17 protein-coding genes are annotated in these 19,037 nt (G+C 51.2%); 9 read left to right on the top strand and 8 right to left on the bottom strand.

Features of this window, described 5'->3' with window-relative positions; translation table 11 throughout:
* Position 1 precedes the first annotated feature (1 nt).
* From C7T94_RS11555 to C7T94_RS19360, 3 genes are read left to right on the top strand one after another with little or no spacing between them, the layout of a single operon-like run.
* A complete protein-coding gene (locus C7T94_RS11555; protein WP_107215481.1) occupies positions 2 to 508 on the top strand; it encodes a C40 family peptidase in 507 nt (168 codons plus the stop codon).
* A gap of 7 nt (positions 509 to 515) precedes the next feature.
* On the top strand, positions 516 to 1,064 hold the full coding sequence (locus tag C7T94_RS11550) for a redoxin domain-containing protein (protein ID WP_107215480.1): 549 nt from the start codon (positions 516 to 518) through the stop codon (positions 1,062 to 1,064).
* Between the two features lie 33 nt (positions 1,065 to 1,097).
* Positions 1,098 to 1,250, top strand: coding sequence for a hypothetical protein (locus tag C7T94_RS19360; protein ID WP_162618588.1), 153 nt, complete (start codon positions 1,098 to 1,100; stop codon positions 1,248 to 1,250).
* Here the strand turns inward: C7T94_RS19360 and C7T94_RS11545 are convergent.
* Positions 1,239 to 3,152 carry a DUF3857 domain-containing protein gene (locus C7T94_RS11545; protein WP_107215479.1) on the bottom strand — a complete coding sequence of 638 codons (1,914 nt, stop codon included), beginning with the start codon at positions 3,150 to 3,152 and terminating at the stop codon, positions 1,239 to 1,241. The two genes, C7T94_RS19360 and C7T94_RS11545, sit on opposite strands and share 12 nt — an antisense overlap.
* Positions 3,152 to 5,128 (bottom strand): DUF3857 domain-containing protein, encoded by a 1,977-nt coding sequence (locus tag C7T94_RS11540; protein WP_107215478.1) that lies wholly within the window; start codon positions 5,126 to 5,128, stop codon positions 3,152 to 3,154. The genes C7T94_RS11545 and C7T94_RS11540 overlap by 1 nt, the downstream gene beginning before the upstream one ends.
* 153 nt (positions 5,129 to 5,281) lie before the next feature.
* Between C7T94_RS11540 and C7T94_RS11535 the strand changes: the two genes are divergently transcribed.
* The 3 genes from C7T94_RS11535 (at position 5,282) to C7T94_RS11525 (ending at position 8,605) form a co-directional block, all read left to right on the top strand.
* Positions 5,282 to 6,298, top strand: coding sequence for a 3'-5' exonuclease (locus C7T94_RS11535; RefSeq protein ID WP_107216081.1), 1,017 nt, complete (start codon positions 5,282 to 5,284; stop codon positions 6,296 to 6,298).
* A 91-nt stretch (positions 6,299 to 6,389) separates the two neighbouring features.
* Entirely contained in the window at positions 6,390 to 7,409 is a 1,020-nt protein-coding gene (locus tag C7T94_RS11530) for an FAD:protein FMN transferase (protein WP_107215477.1), read from the top strand.
* Positions 7,409 to 8,605, top strand: a complete 1,197-nt coding sequence (locus C7T94_RS11525) for a Gfo/Idh/MocA family protein (protein WP_107215476.1) — start codon at positions 7,409 to 7,411, stop codon at positions 8,603 to 8,605. The genes C7T94_RS11530 and C7T94_RS11525 overlap by 1 nt, the downstream gene beginning before the upstream one ends.
* Positions 8,606 to 8,687: 82 nt before the next feature.
* On the opposite strand, the gene C7T94_RS11520 is transcribed toward C7T94_RS11525, so the two are convergent.
* Together C7T94_RS11520 and C7T94_RS11515 are read right to left on the bottom strand one after the other, a co-directional pair.
* A complete protein-coding gene (locus tag C7T94_RS11520; RefSeq protein WP_107215475.1) occupies positions 8,688 to 9,098 on the bottom strand; it encodes an organic hydroperoxide resistance protein in 411 nt (136 codons plus the stop codon).
* Positions 9,099 to 9,150: 52 nt separating this feature from the next.
* Complete coding sequence (locus C7T94_RS11515; RefSeq protein WP_107216080.1) at positions 9,151 to 11,337, bottom strand: FUSC family membrane protein; 2,187 nt, start codon at positions 11,335 to 11,337, stop codon at positions 9,151 to 9,153.
* Between the two features lie 683 nt (positions 11,338 to 12,020).
* Between C7T94_RS11515 and C7T94_RS11505 the strand changes: the two genes are divergently transcribed.
* The 3 genes from C7T94_RS11505 to C7T94_RS11495 are packed head-to-tail and all read left to right on the top strand — an operon-like array spanning position 12,021 to position 14,224.
* Positions 12,021 to 13,379 (top strand): PhoH family protein, encoded by a 1,359-nt coding sequence (locus C7T94_RS11505; protein ID WP_107215473.1) that lies wholly within the window; start codon positions 12,021 to 12,023, stop codon positions 13,377 to 13,379.
* Between the two features lie 13 nt (positions 13,380 to 13,392).
* The gene (locus tag C7T94_RS11500) at positions 13,393 to 13,854 is read left to right on the top strand and encodes a DUF4268 domain-containing protein (RefSeq protein WP_107215472.1); all 462 of its coding nucleotides are present in this window, start codon (positions 13,393 to 13,395) and stop codon (positions 13,852 to 13,854) included.
* A gap of 4 nt (positions 13,855 to 13,858) precedes the next feature.
* Positions 13,859 to 14,224, top strand: coding sequence for a DUF2784 domain-containing protein (locus C7T94_RS11495; RefSeq protein WP_107215471.1), 366 nt, complete (start codon positions 13,859 to 13,861; stop codon positions 14,222 to 14,224).
* 2 nt (positions 14,225 to 14,226) lie between these two features.
* On the opposite strand, the gene C7T94_RS11490 is transcribed toward C7T94_RS11495, so the two are convergent.
* The 4 genes from C7T94_RS11490 to C7T94_RS11475 all read right to left on the bottom strand — a co-directional run bounded on the left by C7T94_RS11490 (position 14,227) and on the right by C7T94_RS11475 (position 18,884).
* Positions 14,227 to 15,477 (bottom strand): TCR/Tet family MFS transporter, encoded by a 1,251-nt coding sequence (locus tag C7T94_RS11490; RefSeq protein WP_107215470.1) that lies wholly within the window; start codon positions 15,475 to 15,477, stop codon positions 14,227 to 14,229.
* A 287-nt stretch (positions 15,478 to 15,764) separates the two neighbouring features.
* Complete coding sequence (locus C7T94_RS11485) at positions 15,765 to 15,962, bottom strand: hypothetical protein (protein ID WP_317046916.1); 198 nt, start codon at positions 15,960 to 15,962, stop codon at positions 15,765 to 15,767.
* Positions 15,963 to 16,026: 64 nt separating this feature from the next.
* On the bottom strand, positions 16,027 to 16,716 hold the full coding sequence (locus C7T94_RS11480; protein WP_107215468.1) for a DUF3291 domain-containing protein: 690 nt from the start codon (positions 16,714 to 16,716) through the stop codon (positions 16,027 to 16,029).
* A gap of 2 nt (positions 16,717 to 16,718) precedes the next feature.
* A complete protein-coding gene (locus C7T94_RS11475; RefSeq protein ID WP_107215467.1) occupies positions 16,719 to 18,884 on the bottom strand; it encodes a S46 family peptidase in 2,166 nt (721 codons plus the stop codon).
* Positions 18,885 to 19,037: the final 153 nt, after the last annotated feature.

Genomic DNA, 19,037 nt, shown 5'->3' with positions numbered 1-19,037 from the left:
AATGACCTTTTCCGAAAGCCGCACCCGATCTGCCATTTTCCTGTTGTTGCTGCTGTTTCTTGCCTCATGCGGGGCCAGGAGACAGCCGGTAACCTCTAATACGCGGGCAGCGCTCGCAGCTGATGCCATGGCCAGGATCGATAATAAGGAACTTTATCGTTTTATTAATCACTGGACCGGTGTACGTTACCGGCTTGGCGGACTGGACAAAAGCGGGGTCGACTGTTCGGGATTTGCCTACCTGCTGCAGAAACAGATTTACGGCAAGGAGCTGCCGCGGCGCTCCAGGGACCAGGCCGGCGTCATCAACCGGAAGTCACCTTCTCATTTAAAAGAGGGCGACCTTGTCTTTTTTTCGTTTGGCGGTAAAGATGTAGACCATGTCGGCGTGTACCTGAACAATGGCTTTTTTGTGCATGCCTCGACGACCCGCGGGGTCGTTGTAGACGACCTCAATTTGCCGGCTTATCAGAACGCCTTTACAGGCGGGGGACCAGTTAATAGATAATAAAGAGATGACAAGGAAAATCTTTTTCATGATTGCCCTGGCCTGCAGCACGCTGTTGGTTCAGGCACAAAAGGCCCTTCGGGCCGGCGACTTTATCGGTAATATTGAACTGATGGGCACCGACGATCGGTTGTTTAGCCTGAATGCCCAGAAAGGTGCAAAGGGCTTCATTATCGTCTTCATGTCGAATAGCTGCGATCACTGCATCAAGTACAAGGACCGCATCATTGCGCTAGATAACCGTTTTAAGAAGAAGGGTTTTCCCGTGGTTGCCATTGCACCTTACGGCGACGACCCCATTAAGTACCCGCTTGATGCCATGCCTAAAATGAAAGAATGGGTGCGCGCCAAAAATATCCGCTTTCCCTACCTGGCAGACCGGGCGTTCAAGTATTCGTACCTGTTCGGCATCAGGCACACGCCCGAAGCGGTCATTCTGCAGAGAAAGGGCTCGCAGTACGAGATCAAGTATATCGGTGATATTGACGACAATCCCGAACTGAAGAAGCCGCTTACCAACCGTTATGTAGAAAATATCCTGGCAAAGATCAGTTGAGTTTTTGACAGAAACCAGGGGCAGGAGACTTACATGTCTGCTGAACCACTTATCGAAGAAATGAAAACACGCCCGCAAGCAGACGATTCGTTCTGGAGAAAATACAGCAAGTTCGCCAAAACCGAGATCCTGATGTACCTGGTTATGGTCATTGGCATTGCGCTGGGTATCCTTCTACTTTCCTGAACCCGACTGGCCTTTTGTAAAAATGGCACGGCTCCGGTCCAGTTCAGCTATCTTGCTTATAAACTGGCTAAAGCTTTCGTAATCAGAAGCTAAAAAGTTTCCTTCGTTCATCTGCATGGTGCGCTTAAAGATCAGTTGGCTTCCGCTTTGAACGATCGTGACCTTGTAGGTGCCGAATTTCGTTTCTATGGTCTGGTCTGCCGGCTTGACCTTCATTTGCCAGGCCGCCGGAATATGGTAAACAATAGAGTCGACATCGGTATATCCGCGGTTCAGGTACAGGGGCATGGTCCGGGTACGCAGATCAGGGATGCTGTTTTGCCTGTTAAACGGGTTGACTGGCAGGTAAATGTTGTCTGTGCTGCCTGTTGCATAGAGCGGAAGGGTGCAGTTAAAGTTTTCCACGAAGACAGGTCCGGTACCTTCCTTTGTGCTAAAGCGAATGTCGTTCAGTTCGATGTTGTCCACATCATACTGTTCTTTCAGCTTTTCGAGGCGCTCCTTATCCTGCATATTGGCTATAGTCAGGTGCGCATCATACTGGCTGCCGGCAAAGGCTGTTTCGACCGAACCGGTCATGGTGCCGTTTTCAGCCACCTTAAAATTAGCCGTGCGCAACTGGGTGTTTTGCGCAGCGGTTAGCTTCGGCGTACGCAACAGTTTGCCGCCGCCCGGCGTACAGGCCAGGACGGTCCGGTCGTCGGTAAAGTCGCCAAGGAAACCAAAAGGCGCTTTCTGGCTGGTGCATTCCAGCCAGGTGGTGTCGCCTTTGAGCGGCAGGCACAGAATCACATGATTTCCCTGTTCCACACCCGGGAAATTCGGTATCAGGCTCTTTTTATAGTTCCCAGCACTGACAACGCAGTAATAGGACTCGATGCCCGCCACATCCAGCAGCGCCTGCATGTAATTAACGAGACCTTTACAATCGCCGTAAGCCATCTGGTCAACCTCTGCCGCGGGAATTGGCTGGAAACCACCTACGCCGATCTGTACACTGATATACCGCATCTTTTGCTGCATGTACTGGTACAGTTTCCTGGCCTTGGCCTTCTCGTCTGGCAGGTCTTTCACCATGTCGGCTACCAGGCCTTCTGTGTAAGGGGACAGTTTTCGCCGGCTCTTCAGAAAGTTCTCATACAGCCAGCCACCCAACTCTTCCCAATTGCTGTATTTGCCGGTAAAACCATGGTAGTAAAATTTGTCGGCAGCGATCCGCACACTCGGGCGGAAACTTTCGGGGTGGGGGCCGTAAGCTTCTGCGCGCACCGCAGGCAGGCCTGCAGCGCTCCAGGTCAATTTTTTTTGTTTATCGTTGAGTTCTTCAACCGGTTTGCCGGCAAAATTGAGGGCATTGATGCGAAAAGTGTCTTCGGCTCTGGCCAGGAAGGTAAACTGGCTTTTCTCAACTGAAATGTCAAAACCCGGGTTCGGGAGCCACTGTGGCAGCACCAGGTTTTGCCGTTCGCGTTCCTCGTATTCGTAAATAACGGTATAAGGGTAGACATCCTCGTTTGGAAGGAAGTGTTTCAAGCGGGAGTCGCTGAACAGCGTGCCGCCGTCAACCGCGCTTTCGTCTTCAAAGTCAGACAGGTTGAATTTAGCTTTCGGGATCCCGAATTCGTTCAGGATCTGCCCGCGCACATATTTAATACTGGAATTTTTGCTGTACATGAGCACCAGCCGGGCGTGTTCGCGGCCGTTTTTATTCAGTACCGTAAGCACCTTTCTTACCCGGGTTCCCACATCATTCGGCGCGCGCATGTCGACGGTTGTTTCCATATCGCGAATTACGGCGTTGGCGCGGGTTTTCAGTGCGGCAGGTATCTGGTCAACAGCGTATTGAGCAGCAGCGTGCAGGGCAGTAACAGACAGGAGCAGCGTTAAGATCCGGATTTTCATTAGGGCGTTTTTTTGAGGACGATATCGGTTTTCTGCAACTGGATGATCCGGCTGTAAAATTCTTTCAGGCTTGCATATTCCTGCGGGTCATAAATGGATTTGTCGTGCGTAAGCATCTGGGAAAAGGTCAGTGCGCCATTTTCAAAGGCGGTCTGCGTCAGGAACCGGCCGCCTTTTTCGGGCAGCGCAATAGACAGGTCTTTGGGTTTGTCTACAAGTGTGTAAGTTCCGGGGAAACGAATGTTGCACAGGATGCGGGTGTCCCGCTGGGCGCCCAGGTCGACCGGGTAGGTGCGGTTATCCAGGTTAAAGGGGTTCTTTTCAAAGCGATCAAGGATGAATGGGTTCAGGTACAGCTGGCTGTGATCCAGGCCCTGGAAAATATCCATCTCAACGTGGTAAACTTCCGAAAGGGTCAGGTCTAACGTGTCCAGGTTAGTGATGTCATACTTCAGTACCTTCATTTTGGTCATGCGTTCATCGTACTTTTCTACATACTCATCGAGGCTGTTGTAACTTTTAATCTGTTTACGGCGCTTGTGCGCGGCATATCCATTCGAATAAATGCTCAGCGTGGCCATTAACTTGCCCTGGTCATTGATATCGCCGTCAAGCACATACCGCACTGTTTCGCGTTGGGTGGCCTTCAGGTCAATCCACTCAGAAGGTTTTTTCAGGCTGATTACTCTTCCCTGGTCGTTGATACAATGAATGGGCAGGAGGCCGAAAGGCAGCAGGGGATCTGTCGCGTCGAGCAGGTAGGTCTTATCGGCAATGTTCAGTTTAGCCACAACATAGTCAAAGCCGGTCAGTACCGGGAACAGTTTGTTCACCGTGCCGTTGCTGCGCGTTGACAGGATCACGGCTTCGGCATCCAGGCCGGCCGCGGTGAGCGCCGAAATAAGGGCATAATTGATGTCTGCTGTGTTGCCGGTATGCGTTTCGAAAGCCTTTTTCACGCCGACATCAGACACGAAACCACGGTAATTATTCCAACGGATATTTTTGCTGATAAAGGCGTAGATAATTTTTGCTTTTTGCAGGGGATCAGAAGCGTTTGCAAGCAGCGGCATTACGGCTTCCTTGAATACATCGGCCCGTTTCATTTGTCCGCCCACATCCTTGTTGCCTTTCAGTTCGTAATCGATATCCCGCCAGGTTTTCGTAAGGTTCATCTTTACGCCGCGTATGGTCTGGTAATCGCTCAGTTCAAAATAAATGGCAGACTTGAAATTGGTTGCAGCGGTCATGAACTCCTCTTCGCGAAAAGCCGGCACAGAATCCATGGTGTAGGTCATTCTCGAACAATCCAGTTTTACGCCGGAGATGCTCAGGCATTCCCGGTCCAGTTTTGCGTCCTGTTTGCTTAGTTTGTATGGTCCCCGCAGCGTTACGTTGTAATTGTAGATAGCAGGAATGCGCGCTACAAAACTGCTGGTGCGTTTTGGCAGGTTGGACTGGAACTCCCAGGTGTGGAAATTGAAGAGCCTGGGCGAGCTGATCTTGTAGCTGTACTCAATGACAGAGCCCGGTTTCAGGTTTGGAAACGTAAACTTAACAAGTTTGTAATTGTTGTTTGCACGTTCTTCATAAATCTTCTTAGGATCAAGGTTATTGCGTACATACACGCCAAGGTCGGGGTTGAATGTCGCAGCCACGATTTCTGAGATCTCTTCGTTGCTGTCATAGTCGCTGCTCTGCCTGAGCGGAATGGTGATGTTGCCCTCATCAAAGCCCTCCTGGTTTAAAATCTTAATGCGGAGGTGATGGGTAAAGTATAGCCTGGTGTTGCCGCTGGCATCAAGATCGATCTTAGCGGTACCGTATTCATTCAATACAGCAGCATTCGCCTGGGCATCGAACTTGCGTATATCAAAGCTGGATTCGGCCTCACTGAAAAGACCAAAGTCAAAATCCTGCGCATGGGCATAGTTCAGCCCAAGGCCCAGGAAAAGGGACAATAAAATTTTCTTCATTCTTGTTTGTTTGCGGCAGCAAGATAAGCACATTCCGCGTCTGCGCCAATCGAACAAAAAAAAATATTTTTACTATTTCCCGATGAAATTGCCATTTTTGGGAAATAAAGGTGGCTGGAAATGAAGCCAAAGCCGCCAAAATCTTTTCCAGAAATGAAATTACAACTGAAACGTCCACTGGCATTTTTTGACATAGAAAGTACGGGTGTGAATGTAGGATCTGACCGCATTGTCGAACTTGCTGTATTGAAGGCCATGCCAGACGGGACTGAGCAGTTAAAGAGCTGGCGCGTTAATCCGGGTATGCCCATTCCGCTGCAATCGTCGCTTATTCACGGCATCTATGACGAAGACATTGCGCAGGCACCGCGGTTTGAAGCAGTGGCACAGGAAATTGCCGACTTTTTCGGCGAAAGCGACCTGGCCGGCTACAACTCCAACAAATTCGATATTCCCCTCTTGCTCGAGGAGTTTTTACGGGCAGGAATAGATTTCGACATGTGCGACCGCAAATTTGTCGACGTACAGAACATTTTTCACCAGATGGAGCAGCGCACACTGCGTGCTGCCTATAAATTTTATTGCAATGCAGACCTGATCAATGCGCACTCTGCCGAGGCAGACATTCGCGCCACATACGAGGTCCTGCTGGCCCAGCTGGATAAATATGCCGACGTGGCGTACGAAGACAAGCAGGGCAACAAGAGCTTCCCGGTAAAAAACGATGTCGAGGCACTGCACATTTTTACCAATCTCCAAAAGCCGGTAGATTTTGCCGGGCGGATGGTGTACAATGAAAGCAACGAGATTGTCTTCAATTTTGGTAAACACAAGGGCAAAACTACAGATGCGGTATTCGATATCGAACCCAGTTATTACGCCTGGATGAAACAGGGCGATTTTCCGCTTTACACCAAGAAAAAGCTTGACGAATGCTGGTCTGCCTGGAACGTAAAAAAACAAGAACAGCGCCAGGCCCGCCAACAGGAGGGCGGCGCCCAGCCACAGGAGCAAACAACCCGCCAGCCGCAGACTCCGCGTCCGCAACAGCAACAGCAACAAAAGGTTTACCGCAAGCCCCATCCGGGATACCAGCAGCAGAAACAAAAGCCTGATGGCCCGGTCACCGACGATATGCTGGAGCAACTTAAACTTAAGTTTGGCAAGTAAGCGGGTAGATCGAACTTGTTACACGAGGGGTTTTGCCGCGGGTCAGGAAATTGGTAAATTTACCAGCATACACACTGCCTGCTAACCACAGATGAAACAATTACGCTTATTTCTTTTTCCAGCGTTGCTGTGCCTGTCGCTCACAGATAAACAGCAGGTGAGGCGTATTTATTTTGAAGGGCCTGCACAGGGAACCAGTTATCACATCACGTATTATGCTCCCGATACGTTGCTGAGGCAGGAACAGGCAGACAGCCTGCTTGCCGTTATCGACGCATCGATGTCGTTGTACAAACCGGCCTCGCTGATCTCGAGGTTCAATGCCGGGCAGCAACCTGTCGAGCTCGATGAACACTTTCTGGCCGTAGCACAAAAGGCCATTGAGATCGGCCAAAAAACAGGCGGTTTATTTGACATGAGCATTCAACCGCTTACCCAGTTATGGGGCTTCGGTACTTCGGGCTTAAAAACCCAGCCAGACAGTGCTGCCGTACAACGGGCGCTTTCGGCTGTCGGTCCGTCCAAACTGAAGCTTGAAGGCCGGCACCTGCGCAAAATGATGCCCGGGGCCGGAGCCGATGTAAACGGCATTGCGCAAGGCTACACGGTCGACGCACTGGCAAAATTGCTCGCCAGCCGGGGTGTGAGCAACTTCCTGGTCGAAGTAGGCGGGGAGATCCGGGTATCAGGCAGGAAACTGCCATCAGGCGAGTCCATGCGCATTGGTATCGAATCGCCTGAAGCCGATGGGGCGGGCGTACACCCCATGCAGCGCATCCTCACACTTGCACAGGGGGCCATCACCACTTCCGGCAGCTACCGTAAATTTTACGAACGCGGGGGCAGGCACATCAACCACATCATTAGTCCGAAAACCGGTTACCCTGTCAGCAACGAACTTATCAGTGTCACGGTTTACGCGCCAGACGCCATGACGGCAGACGGCTACGACAATGCGCTGATGCTCATGGGTCTGGAACAGGCACTGGCATTTGTTGAAAAGCAGCCTGAACTGGCTGCCTACTTTATTTATCGAAAACCAGACGGCAACACCGCAGATACAGCTTCTACGCGTTTCGCAACATTGCTGCAACCAAAAGATACCAGGTAATGGAAAGGAGAAAATTTATACGCAACACCGGCCTGCTCACGGCCGCGGCTTTGTTCGAAGCACCCATGAACCAGCTGTTCGCCATGGCACCGGCTAAAGTTCTGAATCTGGGTATCATTGGTACAGGCGACCGCGGAACCGGCATGATGAGTATCGTGAGGACAATGAAAGACCGCTTCGCCATTAAAGCGGTATGTGATATTTTTGATTTCAGGCTTGCTGCCGCCAGAAAGATCAGTCCGGCTGCCACCTCTTACAACGATTACCGGAAACTGCTGGAAGACAAAACGATCGATGCAGTGGTCATTGCCACACCGCTTAACCTGCATTACAACATTGCGGTCGATGCCCTGGAAGCAGGCAAACACGTATACCTGGAAAAAACCATGACCTTCGACATTCCGCAGGCCCTGAAATTGGTTAAGCAGGCAGCCAGGTATCCGCGACAGATCGTACAGGTGGGGCACCAGTACCGGTATTCTCCGCTTTATTTCAAAGTGAAAGAAATGATCGACAAGGGCTATCTGGGCAAGGTGTCCCAGATCGACTGCCATTGGGACCGGAACTGGGACTGGAGGCGCGCAGTGCCGCAGGGCCTGAATGACCGGCAGATCAACTGGCGCCTGTACCGGGAGTTTTCTGGCGGCCTGCCTGCCGAACTTTTGTCGCACCAGATCGATTTCATCAACTGGGCGTTTAACACCCATCCCGACCAGGTGCTGGCTACCGGCGGCGTCGATGTGTACAAAGACGGCCGCGAAACGTTCGACAATGTGCAGGCCTTGCTGCGTTATAAGCAGACTGGCATGGTGGGTAACTTCGGTGCCACATGCGGCAACGCGCGCGACGGCTATATCTTCAAAATCAAAGGTACCAAGGGTATGATCTCGCTGCTGGTGAACGAAGGCGTGTTTTACCCCGAACCTGACACGCGGAAAGAGCTGCAGGTGGTTGACGGAGTAAGCGGAGCTACTAAAATAGAATGGAAAAAGGACGGCGGCATTGCCGTTCTGCCGGAGAAAACGAAAGATGGCACATACTACGCTTTCGAAGATTTCTACCGTGCGGTAACTGAACAGAAACAGCCGTCATCGAACGTGCATACGGGCGCCACTACGGCCGTTTGTGTACACATGATTAACCAGGCAGCCTTTAAAGGCACCGTCGAGAACTGGAAGCCCCAATACCACGTATAAAAAAGCCCGGACAATGGTTTTGTCCGGGCCTGGCATGGTTGCCACAACGGGTAGATTGTCCGTCAGCGCTGCGAGACGCGATTTAGACAGCAGTTACGCGGGTTTCAACATTGCCGCGTGTAGCTTTTGAATACGGGCAGGCGCGGTGCGCTTTCTCTGCAAGTGTTTGTGCCTGCTCGATGGCTATGCCCGGAATGTGCACATCGAGCGCAGCTGAAAGCACAAAAGCATTTCCGTCTTTATTGAACGAGATTTTCGTATCAACGCTGGCTGCCGAGACATCGACACCCTCGCGCGAAGCAACCGAGCCGAGTGCCCCCAAATAGCAGGCTCCCCAGGCCGCACCGAACAGTTGCTCAGGATTTGTAGCACCGCCCTCGCCACCAAGTTCCTTGGGTTTTTTAAGGTTGAAATCGATAATGCCGTCATCAGACCGTACATGGCCTTCGCGGCCGCCCGTTGCTGTTACAACAGCTGTATATACTGTTTCCATGGATACAAATTATTGGTATGCCTTTGTAAACAGCAGGCCGGTGTTTTGGTTTTCAGATGTTAATCTTTTCGGTAAGCCGGTAAATGTCGTATGCAATTTTCTGGATCCGGTCGAATTGTTCGGTTATAAACAATTCTGTTGTTTCGCTCCCTTCAGCCTGTCCGTTTTTTTGTTTGATCAGCGGAACATTGGCCCGGGTATCGCTCGGGCGTGACAGGATCTCCATGCCGCTTTTCAGCAGGTAGAGTGTGTTCCGGTACACCGGGCGGATGTCGTCGGGATGCTGGTGGCTGAAAGCATGTTCTTTATGGTAGAGGGAGAGGGTAGCCATGTGCGAAGACAACAGGTGGTTCAGCGCGGTAAACTGGTGCACCTCTTTAATAAATAACTGCTTGCTTTTGGGTTCAGAAAACATGCGCTGAAAGAGGCTGGCCAGGTTGGCGGTGCTTACATACACCTGTTTACGGGCGAGTTTATAACTGGTGCGGTCGTATGCATTGTCAAAATACAGCCGAGACACCTGCTCAAAATAGTTCATGTTCGCCTCGAGCACGTCGAGCATGGCTTCTTTCAGTTTCTCCGATTCCCAGTTGGGAAAGAGCGAATACGCAGCCAGGAAGGCAATGGCCGAGCCGATCAGGGTGTCGTAAATGCGTTCCTTTGCAACATCGAGCGTACCCATGCCGAGGAAATCAAACAGGATCAGGATGTACGGGGTCATGAACAGGACACTGACCACATAGTTCTTGCGCTGAAAACTGTAGCTGCCAATCATGCAAACAAGCAAAATGACGAAGAGGGTGCGCTGGTCATTAAAATAGTACAGAACAGCGGTACCGACAATGCCGCCAATCACCGTGCCGATGATCCGCTCAATATTGCGTTGTTTGGTCAGGCTGAAGCCGGGTTTGGAAATGACAAGAATGGTGAGCAGGATCCAGTAACTGTGCGAAGAGTCGAGCGCCTTAGCCACAATGAAACCGATAAGCATAACCACCGCAACGCGCAGCGAATGGCGGAAAACCGACGATTTTAACGTCAAATTTTCAAAAAACAGCTTTTTATCGATCGACTGCCGGGTAATGAATTTTTCGGTATCGATTTCTTCCCGTTTCTGGTCGCGGCTGTTGCGGGTCTTGAAATAACCGATAATGGTTCTGACCCGACCCAGGATATTCTCCAGGTTGACCTCGATGTTTTTCAAGGCAAGAATCCCATTGGTGCTGATCTTCAGCGCCGCCGCGTTTTTCTCCAGGACTGCTATCTCGTCTTTCAATGCGTTGATGTCGCGAACCAGCTGCCGGGGTGGGGCCGGTCTGCCGCCGCTTTTCAGCGCGAATGCGACATCATCAAGCGCATAAGAGATTTTGTTGATGATGCGTTCGTAGGAGTGAAGAATCCCGGTTGCGTCAAACTGTTCGTGGAGCGACCGGTAATTGTAGTATGTCGACATGACCTGTTCGAAGAGGTCGACCATATCTACAAACACAAGCAGCAAAAAACGGCTTTCCGGATTGGAATCGCGTACAATTTCGCGGGTTTTGAACATGATTTCCCGAACGGCTTCCTGTTTTTCGTGCACGGAGACCTGGAGTTTGAGCAATTCGGCGTACTGCGCATCGTAATCAATGTTTTGGTGATAAAACCGGGCCTTGGCGCGAAGAAAATCGCTCACCTCGATAATCGAGTCGCTCAAAAACTGCTGCAGCACCCGGTAGGGTCTTAAGCGGTAAAAAATGTAGCTGAGCGCCGAGTACCACAAGGCACCGGCCAGGATAAGCCCGGCGTGCAGGAGCACCTCCTGCCAGGGTCGCACATCATCGATACTTAGTACCATGACCAGCAGGGTGGCGGTGCCGATGGAAGCCGCCCTGGTGCCATACAGGTTAAACATGGAAAGGACGAAACTGCTGCCCACCAGAAGCACACCGATAAAGTAGGTATTGCGGTTGGTGAGCCCGGTCAGGATCGAAAACACAAAAATAAGTGCGGCAGTGATCAGCATGGCATTACGCCGGTGTACCGCGGGGCCCGGCGTATCGACAACGCTGGCACATAAAGCGCCGAGCGAGAGGGTCATGCCGTAATTAAAGTGTCCGAACTGCGCCAGGATAAGCGGCGGAAGGAGCACCCCGATGGTAATACGCAAGCCGTCTGCGAAGTACGTACTTAGCAAGAAATCCTGGATGTTTCTGACCGGTTCGCGCAGCTGCATGTATCTGTTTTCGTGTTGCGGCATAAATATAGGCTTTTCAGCATGAACTGCCATTGCGCCTTCAAACAACTTTCCGGCCAGAAGCGTTCGCCACCACCGTGTGGAAATGCAAAGGTCTGCGCGTGTGCAAAACCGCTGCCACTTTAGCGATAAACGTTTGTTAATGATCTGAATTAGCTGTTTTTTGTTTAAGATAAATGTTAATAACATGGCATTGTTTGGTTTATAACTTGTTCATAAAAAATGAGTTAAGAAGCTTGTATATATCCGTGATAATGCTGAAATTAGATCTTATCAAACACGGAGTACTTTGATTGTCTGACTGAAAACCAAAAGATGACCAGGTTGAAAGACAGGTTGTCGGAATTTCAAAAACCGATTAGATGGCCGGAAAACGAAAGTTTCCGGGTAAATCTAAAAGTCGCCGAGAGGCTGACTGTTCGACAGACGAGCTCACAGAATGATACATGTTCTACGGAACGCAAGATCAGGATGGGAGGAAGATCCCGCAGGCACTCGACAGAGGAGCCAGGGTGAAACAAAGTAAAGACCGGTTCGATGCCTTGCTTGATTTTACGGAAGAGAGCAGGGTTAAAACGGAGAAAAGAATCGCAAGAGGACATTCTCCGTTTTGCTTTTTACAGATTTCGCGGCAAAATATATGGCTGCAGCTTTTTATAACAGACCTGAAATGCTAATTTTAGTGCATGGCGGATAAAAAAGCGGTCAAACGGCCAGACAACCAGCGTAAGATCTTTGTGCTGGACACTTCCGTGATCCTTTATGACCACAGTGCGGTCAACAGCTTTAAGGAGCACGATGTGGCCGTACCGATCCAGGTACTGGAAGAACTCGACAATTTCAAGAATGGGAATGAAACGCGGAACTTTGAAGCCAGGAGTTTTTTCAGGATGATCGACCGCCTATCCGGACAACTGCTCATCAGCGAATGGATCCCACTGAACGGTGCGGGCAGCGGCAAGTTTAAAATTGCGCTCGACGAACTTCCTGCAGGACTGAATGCAGAGAAGATATTCGGCAGCGCCAAATTTGACCACCGCATCCTGAACTCGGCCCTGGTACTGAAGGAACAGCATCCCGAGCAGCGGGTTGTGCTGGTGTCGAAAGACATTGGCCTCAGGCTGAAAGCCAAATCGCTCGATCTGCAGGCAGAAGATTACGAGACCGGCAAGGTAAAAAACGTCGATGAGCTATATACCGGCCGCACGCTTTGCCGCAATTTCCCGGCGCCTTTGCTGGAGCAGGTCCGCGCGGGAGCGGCTGCATCGCAAGAGCTGCTACAAAACCTGCCTGCTACCAATGCGAACCATTTTTATATCCTGAAGTCAGGCAGGAAAGGCCTGAACGCCTTTTTCAGCGTCAGCGATGGCATGCTTTTGCCGGTGCAAAACCGGCAGGCCTTCAAGATCTCGCCAAAAAATCCTGAGCAGGCCTTCGCCATGCACGCCCTGCTCGACCCGGCACTGAAACTGGTCACCATACAGGGCAATGCCGGCACAGGCAAGACGTTGCTGGCCCTTGCCTGCGCACTCGAACAACGCAAGGACTTCAGACAGATCTATGTTACGCGACCCATTGTTCCGCTCAGCAATAAAGATATTGGGTACCTGCCAGGCGATATCAAGTCAAAGGTCGACCCATATATGGCGCCCATCTGGGACAACCTTCGCTTTATCAAGGAACAATTTGCAGCAGAAGACAAGATGGTGTACAAGATTGATGAACTGGTCAGTACTGACAAGATCACGATCGCTCCGCTTGCCTTTATACGCGGCCGCACGCTGACCAAGATCTTTTTTATTGTAGACGAGGCGCAGAACCTAACCCCGCACGAGGTCAAGACGATCATTTCGCGGGCCGGCGAGGGGACGAAAATCGTGTTCACCGGCGATATCTACCAGATTGATACGCCCTACCTGGATACGGCCAGCAACGGACTCAGTTATCTCATTGAGAACGCAAAACACCATCCGCTGTATGCGCACATTACGCTGCAAAAAGGTGAACGCAGCGAACTCGCCAACGTAGCTACAGAACTGCTCTAATTTTAACCGGCATATGTACACGAGAGACGAAACCAGGCAGATCAGGCAGGCCTTTTGGACGGCATTCGGGCAATATATGGCGCTGCACCCTTCGGCAGAAGGAGAAAAGGTTGGCTGGATCAATTACAAGACCGGTATCAAACACCTTTACTTTAAGATGGACGCCGGCAGCCATCATGCCAGTATAGCCATCGAGATGGCGCACCCTGACGCAGGGATCCGTGCATTGATGTACGAACAGTTCCTGCCCTTCCGCACCTTGCTGCATGGCATGCTCGGCGAGGAGTGGGACTGGAGCAGTGAACACCAGGATGCTTTTGGCAAGACCTCCGCCCGGATCGGTACCGAACTCGGCGGCGTCAGCGTTTTTAACCGGAGCGACTGGCCTGCTCTGATTTCCTTTTTCAAACCACGCATGCTGGTTCTTGATGCATTCTGGACAGACGCGCAATACAGTTTTGAATTGTTCAGGTAACCAGATGTATGCTTTCCTCGATTTTACGCTGACCGTTGTCCACCTGCTGGTTATTTGTTTTAATCTTTTCGGATGGGTCTGGTCACGCAGCCGCCGCCTGCACCTCCTGGTTTCAGGCCTTACGGCCGCTTCCTGGCTGGTGCTCGGGATCTGGTATGGTCTGGGCTATTGCCCGATTACCGATTGGCAGTGGCAGGTCAAGGGACACCTCGGCGAGCAGAACCTGCCGGCTTCTTTCATCACCTACTGGCTCAATACAGTTTGGAGACTGAACCTGCCAGAGTCACTCATCGATGCCGGCACGGCAATTGGCTTTTTCCTGGCCCTGGCCAGTTCGCTGTATCTCTATTTTTCCGGGCGTAAGACTTGACACTAGTGTGGCGACGGGGCGGCAGCAGAAACGGGTTTGTCACCATGGTACTTGCGCAGCGAGCGCATACAGATCAGCAGGCCGGCCAGCGTAAGCGCAGCGCTCAGAAAAAAGGGCGCTCCGGGCAGATACACCGGGGCATTTTTATCGATAAAGTAAGAGAACAACTGGGTCATGATGAGGGGGCCGATCATTGCCGTTAAGCTCATTAAGCCCGACATGATGCCTTGCAATTCTCCCTGGGCATTGTCGGGTATCACGTTCGAGATAATTCCCTGCATGGCGGGGCCTGAGATGCCAGCCAGCGCATAGGGCACCAGAAAAGCAAACATCATCCAGCCGGCTGTAGCCAGGCCAAAGGCGACAAACCCAATGGCGTAGAGGAAAAGACCAATGAACACGGCGCGGCGTGCCCCGAGCTTTGGAATGATGATGCGGATCAGCCAGCCCTGTATCAGGGCGACGGTGACACCCACAAAACCGAGCGAGTAACCAACCATGGTTTCCGACCATTGGAAACGGTGCATGGTGTAATATGTCCAGACCGATTGTACGGAATGCCCTGAGATGTACAGCAGCACCATGGCACCAAGCAAACCGGCAATGGAGGGATACCGGCCAATGTGCCGCAACGACCCGACCGGGTTGGCGCGGCGCCATTCGAACTTTCGGCGTTTTGCCGCAGGTAACGATTCGGGCAGGATGAAAAAACCATACAGGCAATTCAACAAAGACAGTCCAGCCGCAAATAAAAAGGGTGCCTGTACGCCGAACTTGCTGAGTAAGCCGCCAATAACGGGGCCGATGATGAAACCCAGCCCGAAAGCAGCGCCCACCAAGCCAAAGTTTTGTGCTTTTGTTTCAGGTGTGCTAACGTCGGCAATATAGGCTTGAGCCGTACTGAAACTGGCGCCGGTTATACCGGCAATGATTCGGCCAGCGAACAGCCAGAAAACGCTCGGCGAAAAGGCGAGAAAGAGGTAATCCAGGCCAAGGCCGAACAGCGAGGCGAGCAACACGGGGCGGCGGCCGTAACGGTCGCTCAACCCGCCAAGAACCGGGGCACTGATAAAGAGCATTGCTGAATAGGCAATCGTAAGCCAGCCCCCATAATCCGCCGCTTCGGCCAGGCCTCCGCCGGTCAGGCGCTCAATGAGCGTAGGAACCACTGGAATGATGATGCCAACGCCTGTAAAGTCGATCAGCATGGTAATGAAGATAAAGGTAATGGCAGCGTTTGGTCTGGGTTTCATGGCTCGGAAGTAGGCTGCTAAAGATACATGCTCATTCCCGGAAAGCCTACACCCGTTGAAAATAAAAACTGCAGGATTTCGCTCAGATTTTACTCATTCAAACTTCCAAATTTAATTCTGAATGAACTATTAATGTATTAATAATCATGTGCTTACAGTATTTGTGTTAAACATCATATTTACACATATCAAGCCTCGTCAGCAATATGGCAGTCAGAGCGCCAAATAATATTTTGAATTAATTATTAAAATTCTGTATATCAGATATTTAAATTCCTGTACATCAACTAATACTGCTGTCGCTGATAAGCCTCCCGAAAATCCTTTCTCATGTCTTTAAACCGGCTGATGACCGTCTGGATAAATGCTTCATCAATGATCTGGAAAATCTCGTTCACACCGCCGCCGGAAAGGTCCAGCTCGGCAAGTTTATAACTTTGTTCCAGTGTACCCTGCTCAAATTTGACAATGTACTTCTGGTTCATAAAAAAAATGGAAATTTTGCATTCTGGGTGCGGAAGTTCTGCTATAACACGCATGGTAATATGTTTAAATGGAATAGTTCCTGCCGTTTAATGTGCCTTTGACTGCTACAACCCTGAACCTGGCGAAAAGTTCCTCGCTGTACCACTGTTCGGCGCGTGTGCGCTTGATCACGGCGGCATGGTCATGGTGCTTGTAGGCGTAATTTTTCATGAGTTCGGTATTTTCCCAGATGGAAAAGGTAGCCTGTCTGAAGAATGGGTTTTCGCCCAGTCCGGCAGCCAGGATAAAGCCGGGTGCTGTACGCATGGCTGCCGAAGCTTTTCTGATATCAGAGCGAAAGGCCTTCATCTTGCCCGGCCGTATGGTAGCCCGGGTCAGTACGGCCACGCGTGCATCACCTGATGCGGGGAGCGGGGCGCTAACAAAAGGCTGTTTTCCATCCCATAACCCGTGCGAGGCGACAGGCTGCAGCACGACAGAAAACTGTTCTGCAGCAAAAAGCCTGAACCAGAAAGCTACGAATGAGCTGACCTGGAACCGCTGCATGGCTTTTTCATTTGCCCAGCAGGTCAGGAGCCCCCAGTGCCGGTAATCTGCGGGCAGATCAGGCTGTGCATCGCCGCCTGCTCCGAGCAGTTTGTAAAAGGTAATTTGCCTGTTCAGCCAGAGCGGCAAGTGAAGCAGCGCCATCCCCATAAACGCAAAGGGTATAAAAATGGTCTTGAACCGCGTTACCGTTAAAAGTACCTGCATGCTTAGATCCTGACACCCATTTCACGCAGCAGGAAGTCGGCCTTGTCGATCTTCTGCGCTACCCAAAGCACATAACGGATGTCGACGCCGATCGAACGGCTGTATTTTTCATTCCAGGCGTAGTCATTAATCGTCGCGCCGTAAGCGCGGTCAAAGTTCACGCCCACCAGCTCGCCATCAGCGTTCATGATCGGCGATCCCGAATTGCCGCCGGTGGTGTCCATATTATACAGAAATGACACCGGAACATCGTGGAGATCTTTCTTTATATAAGGACCGAAATCCTTTGCCTGCCAGCGTCTTTTGAGTTCGGCTGGGTAAGCAAAGTCCGGGTTATTGCCTGCGCCTTTTTCGAAGATACCACCTACCGATGTGTACGGCTTCATGTAGGTGGCATCTGCCGGACTGTAGCCCCGCACATACCCGTAGGTTAGCCGGAGCGTGCTGTTTGCGTCAGGTATAAATGCTTTTTTCAGGAATTGTTCTTTTACCCCGACATAATCGCCCATGAGACGGTTCAACAAGCCATCACGGCGGTCTTTCTCAGGTTTTAACTGAGTAATGAGCTGATCGATCTCTATTGAGAAATCCACCATTGGGTCTTTCATGGCCGTCAGGGCCTGCGCTGAGCGCAACAGCTCGTCCATAACAAATTGCTTCCTGCTGAGCCTGGTGCTGCCGATCAGTTTCTCTGCCTGCTGTTCGGCAGCTGCCGCACCGGCACCACGACCTGACAGGCGGTCTGCGGCAGTGATACGCTGGTTTTGCGGGAGGGCAGCGGCGTCTGCCAGCATCCGGCCCAGAATGCGGCGGTCTGCATCGGCATCGAACGAATCATAGATTGCCTCGATTTCCTTTTTCACGGCCGGCAGCCGTTCATTGAAATGAGCCTGTCTTGCTGTTGCTGGTTGTGTAGACAATTCGGTTCTGAAACTGTTCAGCGTACCGGCCACTTTCAGCAGGCTGGTTGAACTGTAGATCTGGCTCAGCCACATGTCGCGGTAAGCGTCGCTGTAAATCAGTTTGTACAGGGCCCCGATGTCTTTCATCAGTGAACCGTAACGGGATCTTAATGCTGCGTTGTCGTCAATAAATGCCGCAAGATCGGCATCTTCTTTGCGTTTTTCGGCAACAAGGTCAATGCCCTGCAGGCCCTGCAGTTTGCCGCGGTAATTTTTCATAACGTTCGCATTGCGTTTAATGCGCGTGGCAAGCCGCAACGCCGTGGCGGCGTCTTTTTTACCCGCTGTTTCCATGGCCTTATTCTGGAAATCGTAAAGTTCAGACGTGTAAGGCAGCAGGTAGTTCTGCTGGTAAGAAATAAAGTCTGCGGGTCGGTGGCGAAATGTGCGGCCGGGATACCCGAGAATAAAGACAAAGTCTTCTTCGCTGGTTCCTTTTGGATTTACCTTCAGGAATTTTTTTGGTTTGTAAGGAACGTTATCACGCGAGTAAGCGGCCGGTTTGCCGTCGCGGCCAACGTAAGCGCGCATAAAAGAATAGTCGCCGGTATGGCGCGGCCACACCCAATTGTCTGTTTCTCCGCCAAACTCGCCGATCTTCCTGTTCGGTACATAAACCAGGCGTACGTCCCGGATCATGCGATACCGGAACAGCACATAGGTCTTGCCGATAAACATTTCTGAGACTTCAGCCTTAATGCCCGGATCTGCCTGCTCTGCTTCGCGTGCTACATTTTTCATTGCGTTGTTGATTACTGCCAGGCGCGAGGCGGGGTCAGCAATTGTTGCGGCAGCACCTAATATTTTGTCAGAAACATCTACATAACTTTCTGTAATCCGGCAAGTTAGTCCCTTTGCCTCTATTTCTTCCTGATGAGATCTGGCCACAAAACCGTTATTCAGGTAATCGTGCTCGGGCGTGCTGGCCTGTTGAACGGCGCCGAAAGCGCAGTGGTGATTGGTAATGATCAGTCCTTCGGCAGAAACAAAAGAGCCGGTGCAGCCGCCTACATTCACAAGTGCGTCAACAAGGCTGCTTTTGCCCTCCGGGCTATAGATCTCCTCCTGGGAAATGCGCAGGCCGGCTTTCTTAAGGTCCAGACGTTTCAGTTCGCTAAGCGGGTACATGCCTTCTTCGGGCGGCAGCCCTGCCGCAAAAAATCCAAGGCACAAAGCTGAAGTGACAAGTAAGCTTTTAAGGTACATATCGGTGTGTGTTAAGCTACAATGAGGCAAATCTATAAAATTTTGATGTTGATGTCTTCAATGTGGAGAAGTATAAACATTGTTTTCGGCATGTCAGGATCAGGGCCCTCTGTCAGAATACAGGGACAATTGTTTATTTTTGTGCATGAAATA

The sequence above is a fragment of the Pedobacter yulinensis genome (genome assembly GCF_003029735.1).
Taxonomy (GTDB): Bacteria; Bacteroidota; Bacteroidia; order Sphingobacteriales; family Sphingobacteriaceae; genus Pedobacter; species Pedobacter yulinensis.
The sequence above is the reverse complement of the archived record's forward strand: the minus strand, read 5'-3'. Positions and strand labels throughout refer to the sequence as shown.

Bases quoted from the DNA above. Each gene is read 5' to 3' on its own strand.
- C7T94_RS11545 (WP_107215479.1), bottom strand. From the start codon at position 3,152: ATGAAAATCCGGATCTTAACGCTGCTCCTGTCTGTTACTGCCCTGCAC.
- C7T94_RS11550 (WP_107215480.1), top strand. From the start codon at position 516: ATGACAAGGAAAATCTTTTTCATGATTGCCCTGGCCTGCAGCACGCTG.
- C7T94_RS11555 (WP_107215481.1), top strand. From the start codon at position 2: ATGACCTTTTCCGAAAGCCGCACCCGATCTGCCATTTTCCTGTTGTTG.
- C7T94_RS11495 (WP_107215471.1), top strand. From the start codon at position 13,859: ATGTATGCTTTCCTCGATTTTACGCTGACCGTTGTCCACCTGCTGGTT.
- C7T94_RS11525 (WP_107215476.1), top strand. From the start codon at position 7,409: ATGGAAAGGAGAAAATTTATACGCAACACCGGCCTGCTCACGGCCGCG.
- C7T94_RS19360 (WP_162618588.1), top strand. From the start codon at position 1,098: ATGTCTGCTGAACCACTTATCGAAGAAATGAAAACACGCCCGCAAGCA.
- C7T94_RS11500 (WP_107215472.1), top strand. From the start codon at position 13,393: ATGTACACGAGAGACGAAACCAGGCAGATCAGGCAGGCCTTTTGGACG.
- C7T94_RS11490 (WP_107215470.1), bottom strand. From the start codon at position 15,477: ATGAAACCCAGACCAAACGCTGCCATTACCTTTATCTTCATTACCATG.
- C7T94_RS11535 (WP_107216081.1), top strand. From the start codon at position 5,282: ATGAAATTACAACTGAAACGTCCACTGGCATTTTTTGACATAGAAAGT.
- C7T94_RS11515 (WP_107216080.1), bottom strand. From the start codon at position 11,337: ATGCCGCAACACGAAAACAGATACATGCAGCTGCGCGAACCGGTCAGA.
- C7T94_RS11520 (WP_107215475.1), bottom strand. From the start codon at position 9,098: ATGGAAACAGTATATACAGCTGTTGTAACAGCAACGGGCGGCCGCGAA.
- C7T94_RS11540 (WP_107215478.1), bottom strand. From the start codon at position 5,128: ATGAAGAAAATTTTATTGTCCCTTTTCCTGGGCCTTGGGCTGAACTAT.
- C7T94_RS11480 (WP_107215468.1), bottom strand. From the start codon at position 16,716: ATGCAGGTACTTTTAACGGTAACGCGGTTCAAGACCATTTTTATACCC.
- C7T94_RS11485 (WP_317046916.1), bottom strand. From the start codon at position 15,962: ATGAACCAGAAGTACATTGTCAAATTTGAGCAGGGTACACTGGAACAA.
- C7T94_RS11505 (WP_107215473.1), top strand. From the start codon at position 12,021: ATGGCGGATAAAAAAGCGGTCAAACGGCCAGACAACCAGCGTAAGATC.
- C7T94_RS11475 (WP_107215467.1), bottom strand. From the start codon at position 18,884: ATGTACCTTAAAAGCTTACTTGTCACTTCAGCTTTGTGCCTTGGATTT.
- C7T94_RS11530 (WP_107215477.1), top strand. From the start codon at position 6,390: ATGAAACAATTACGCTTATTTCTTTTTCCAGCGTTGCTGTGCCTGTCG.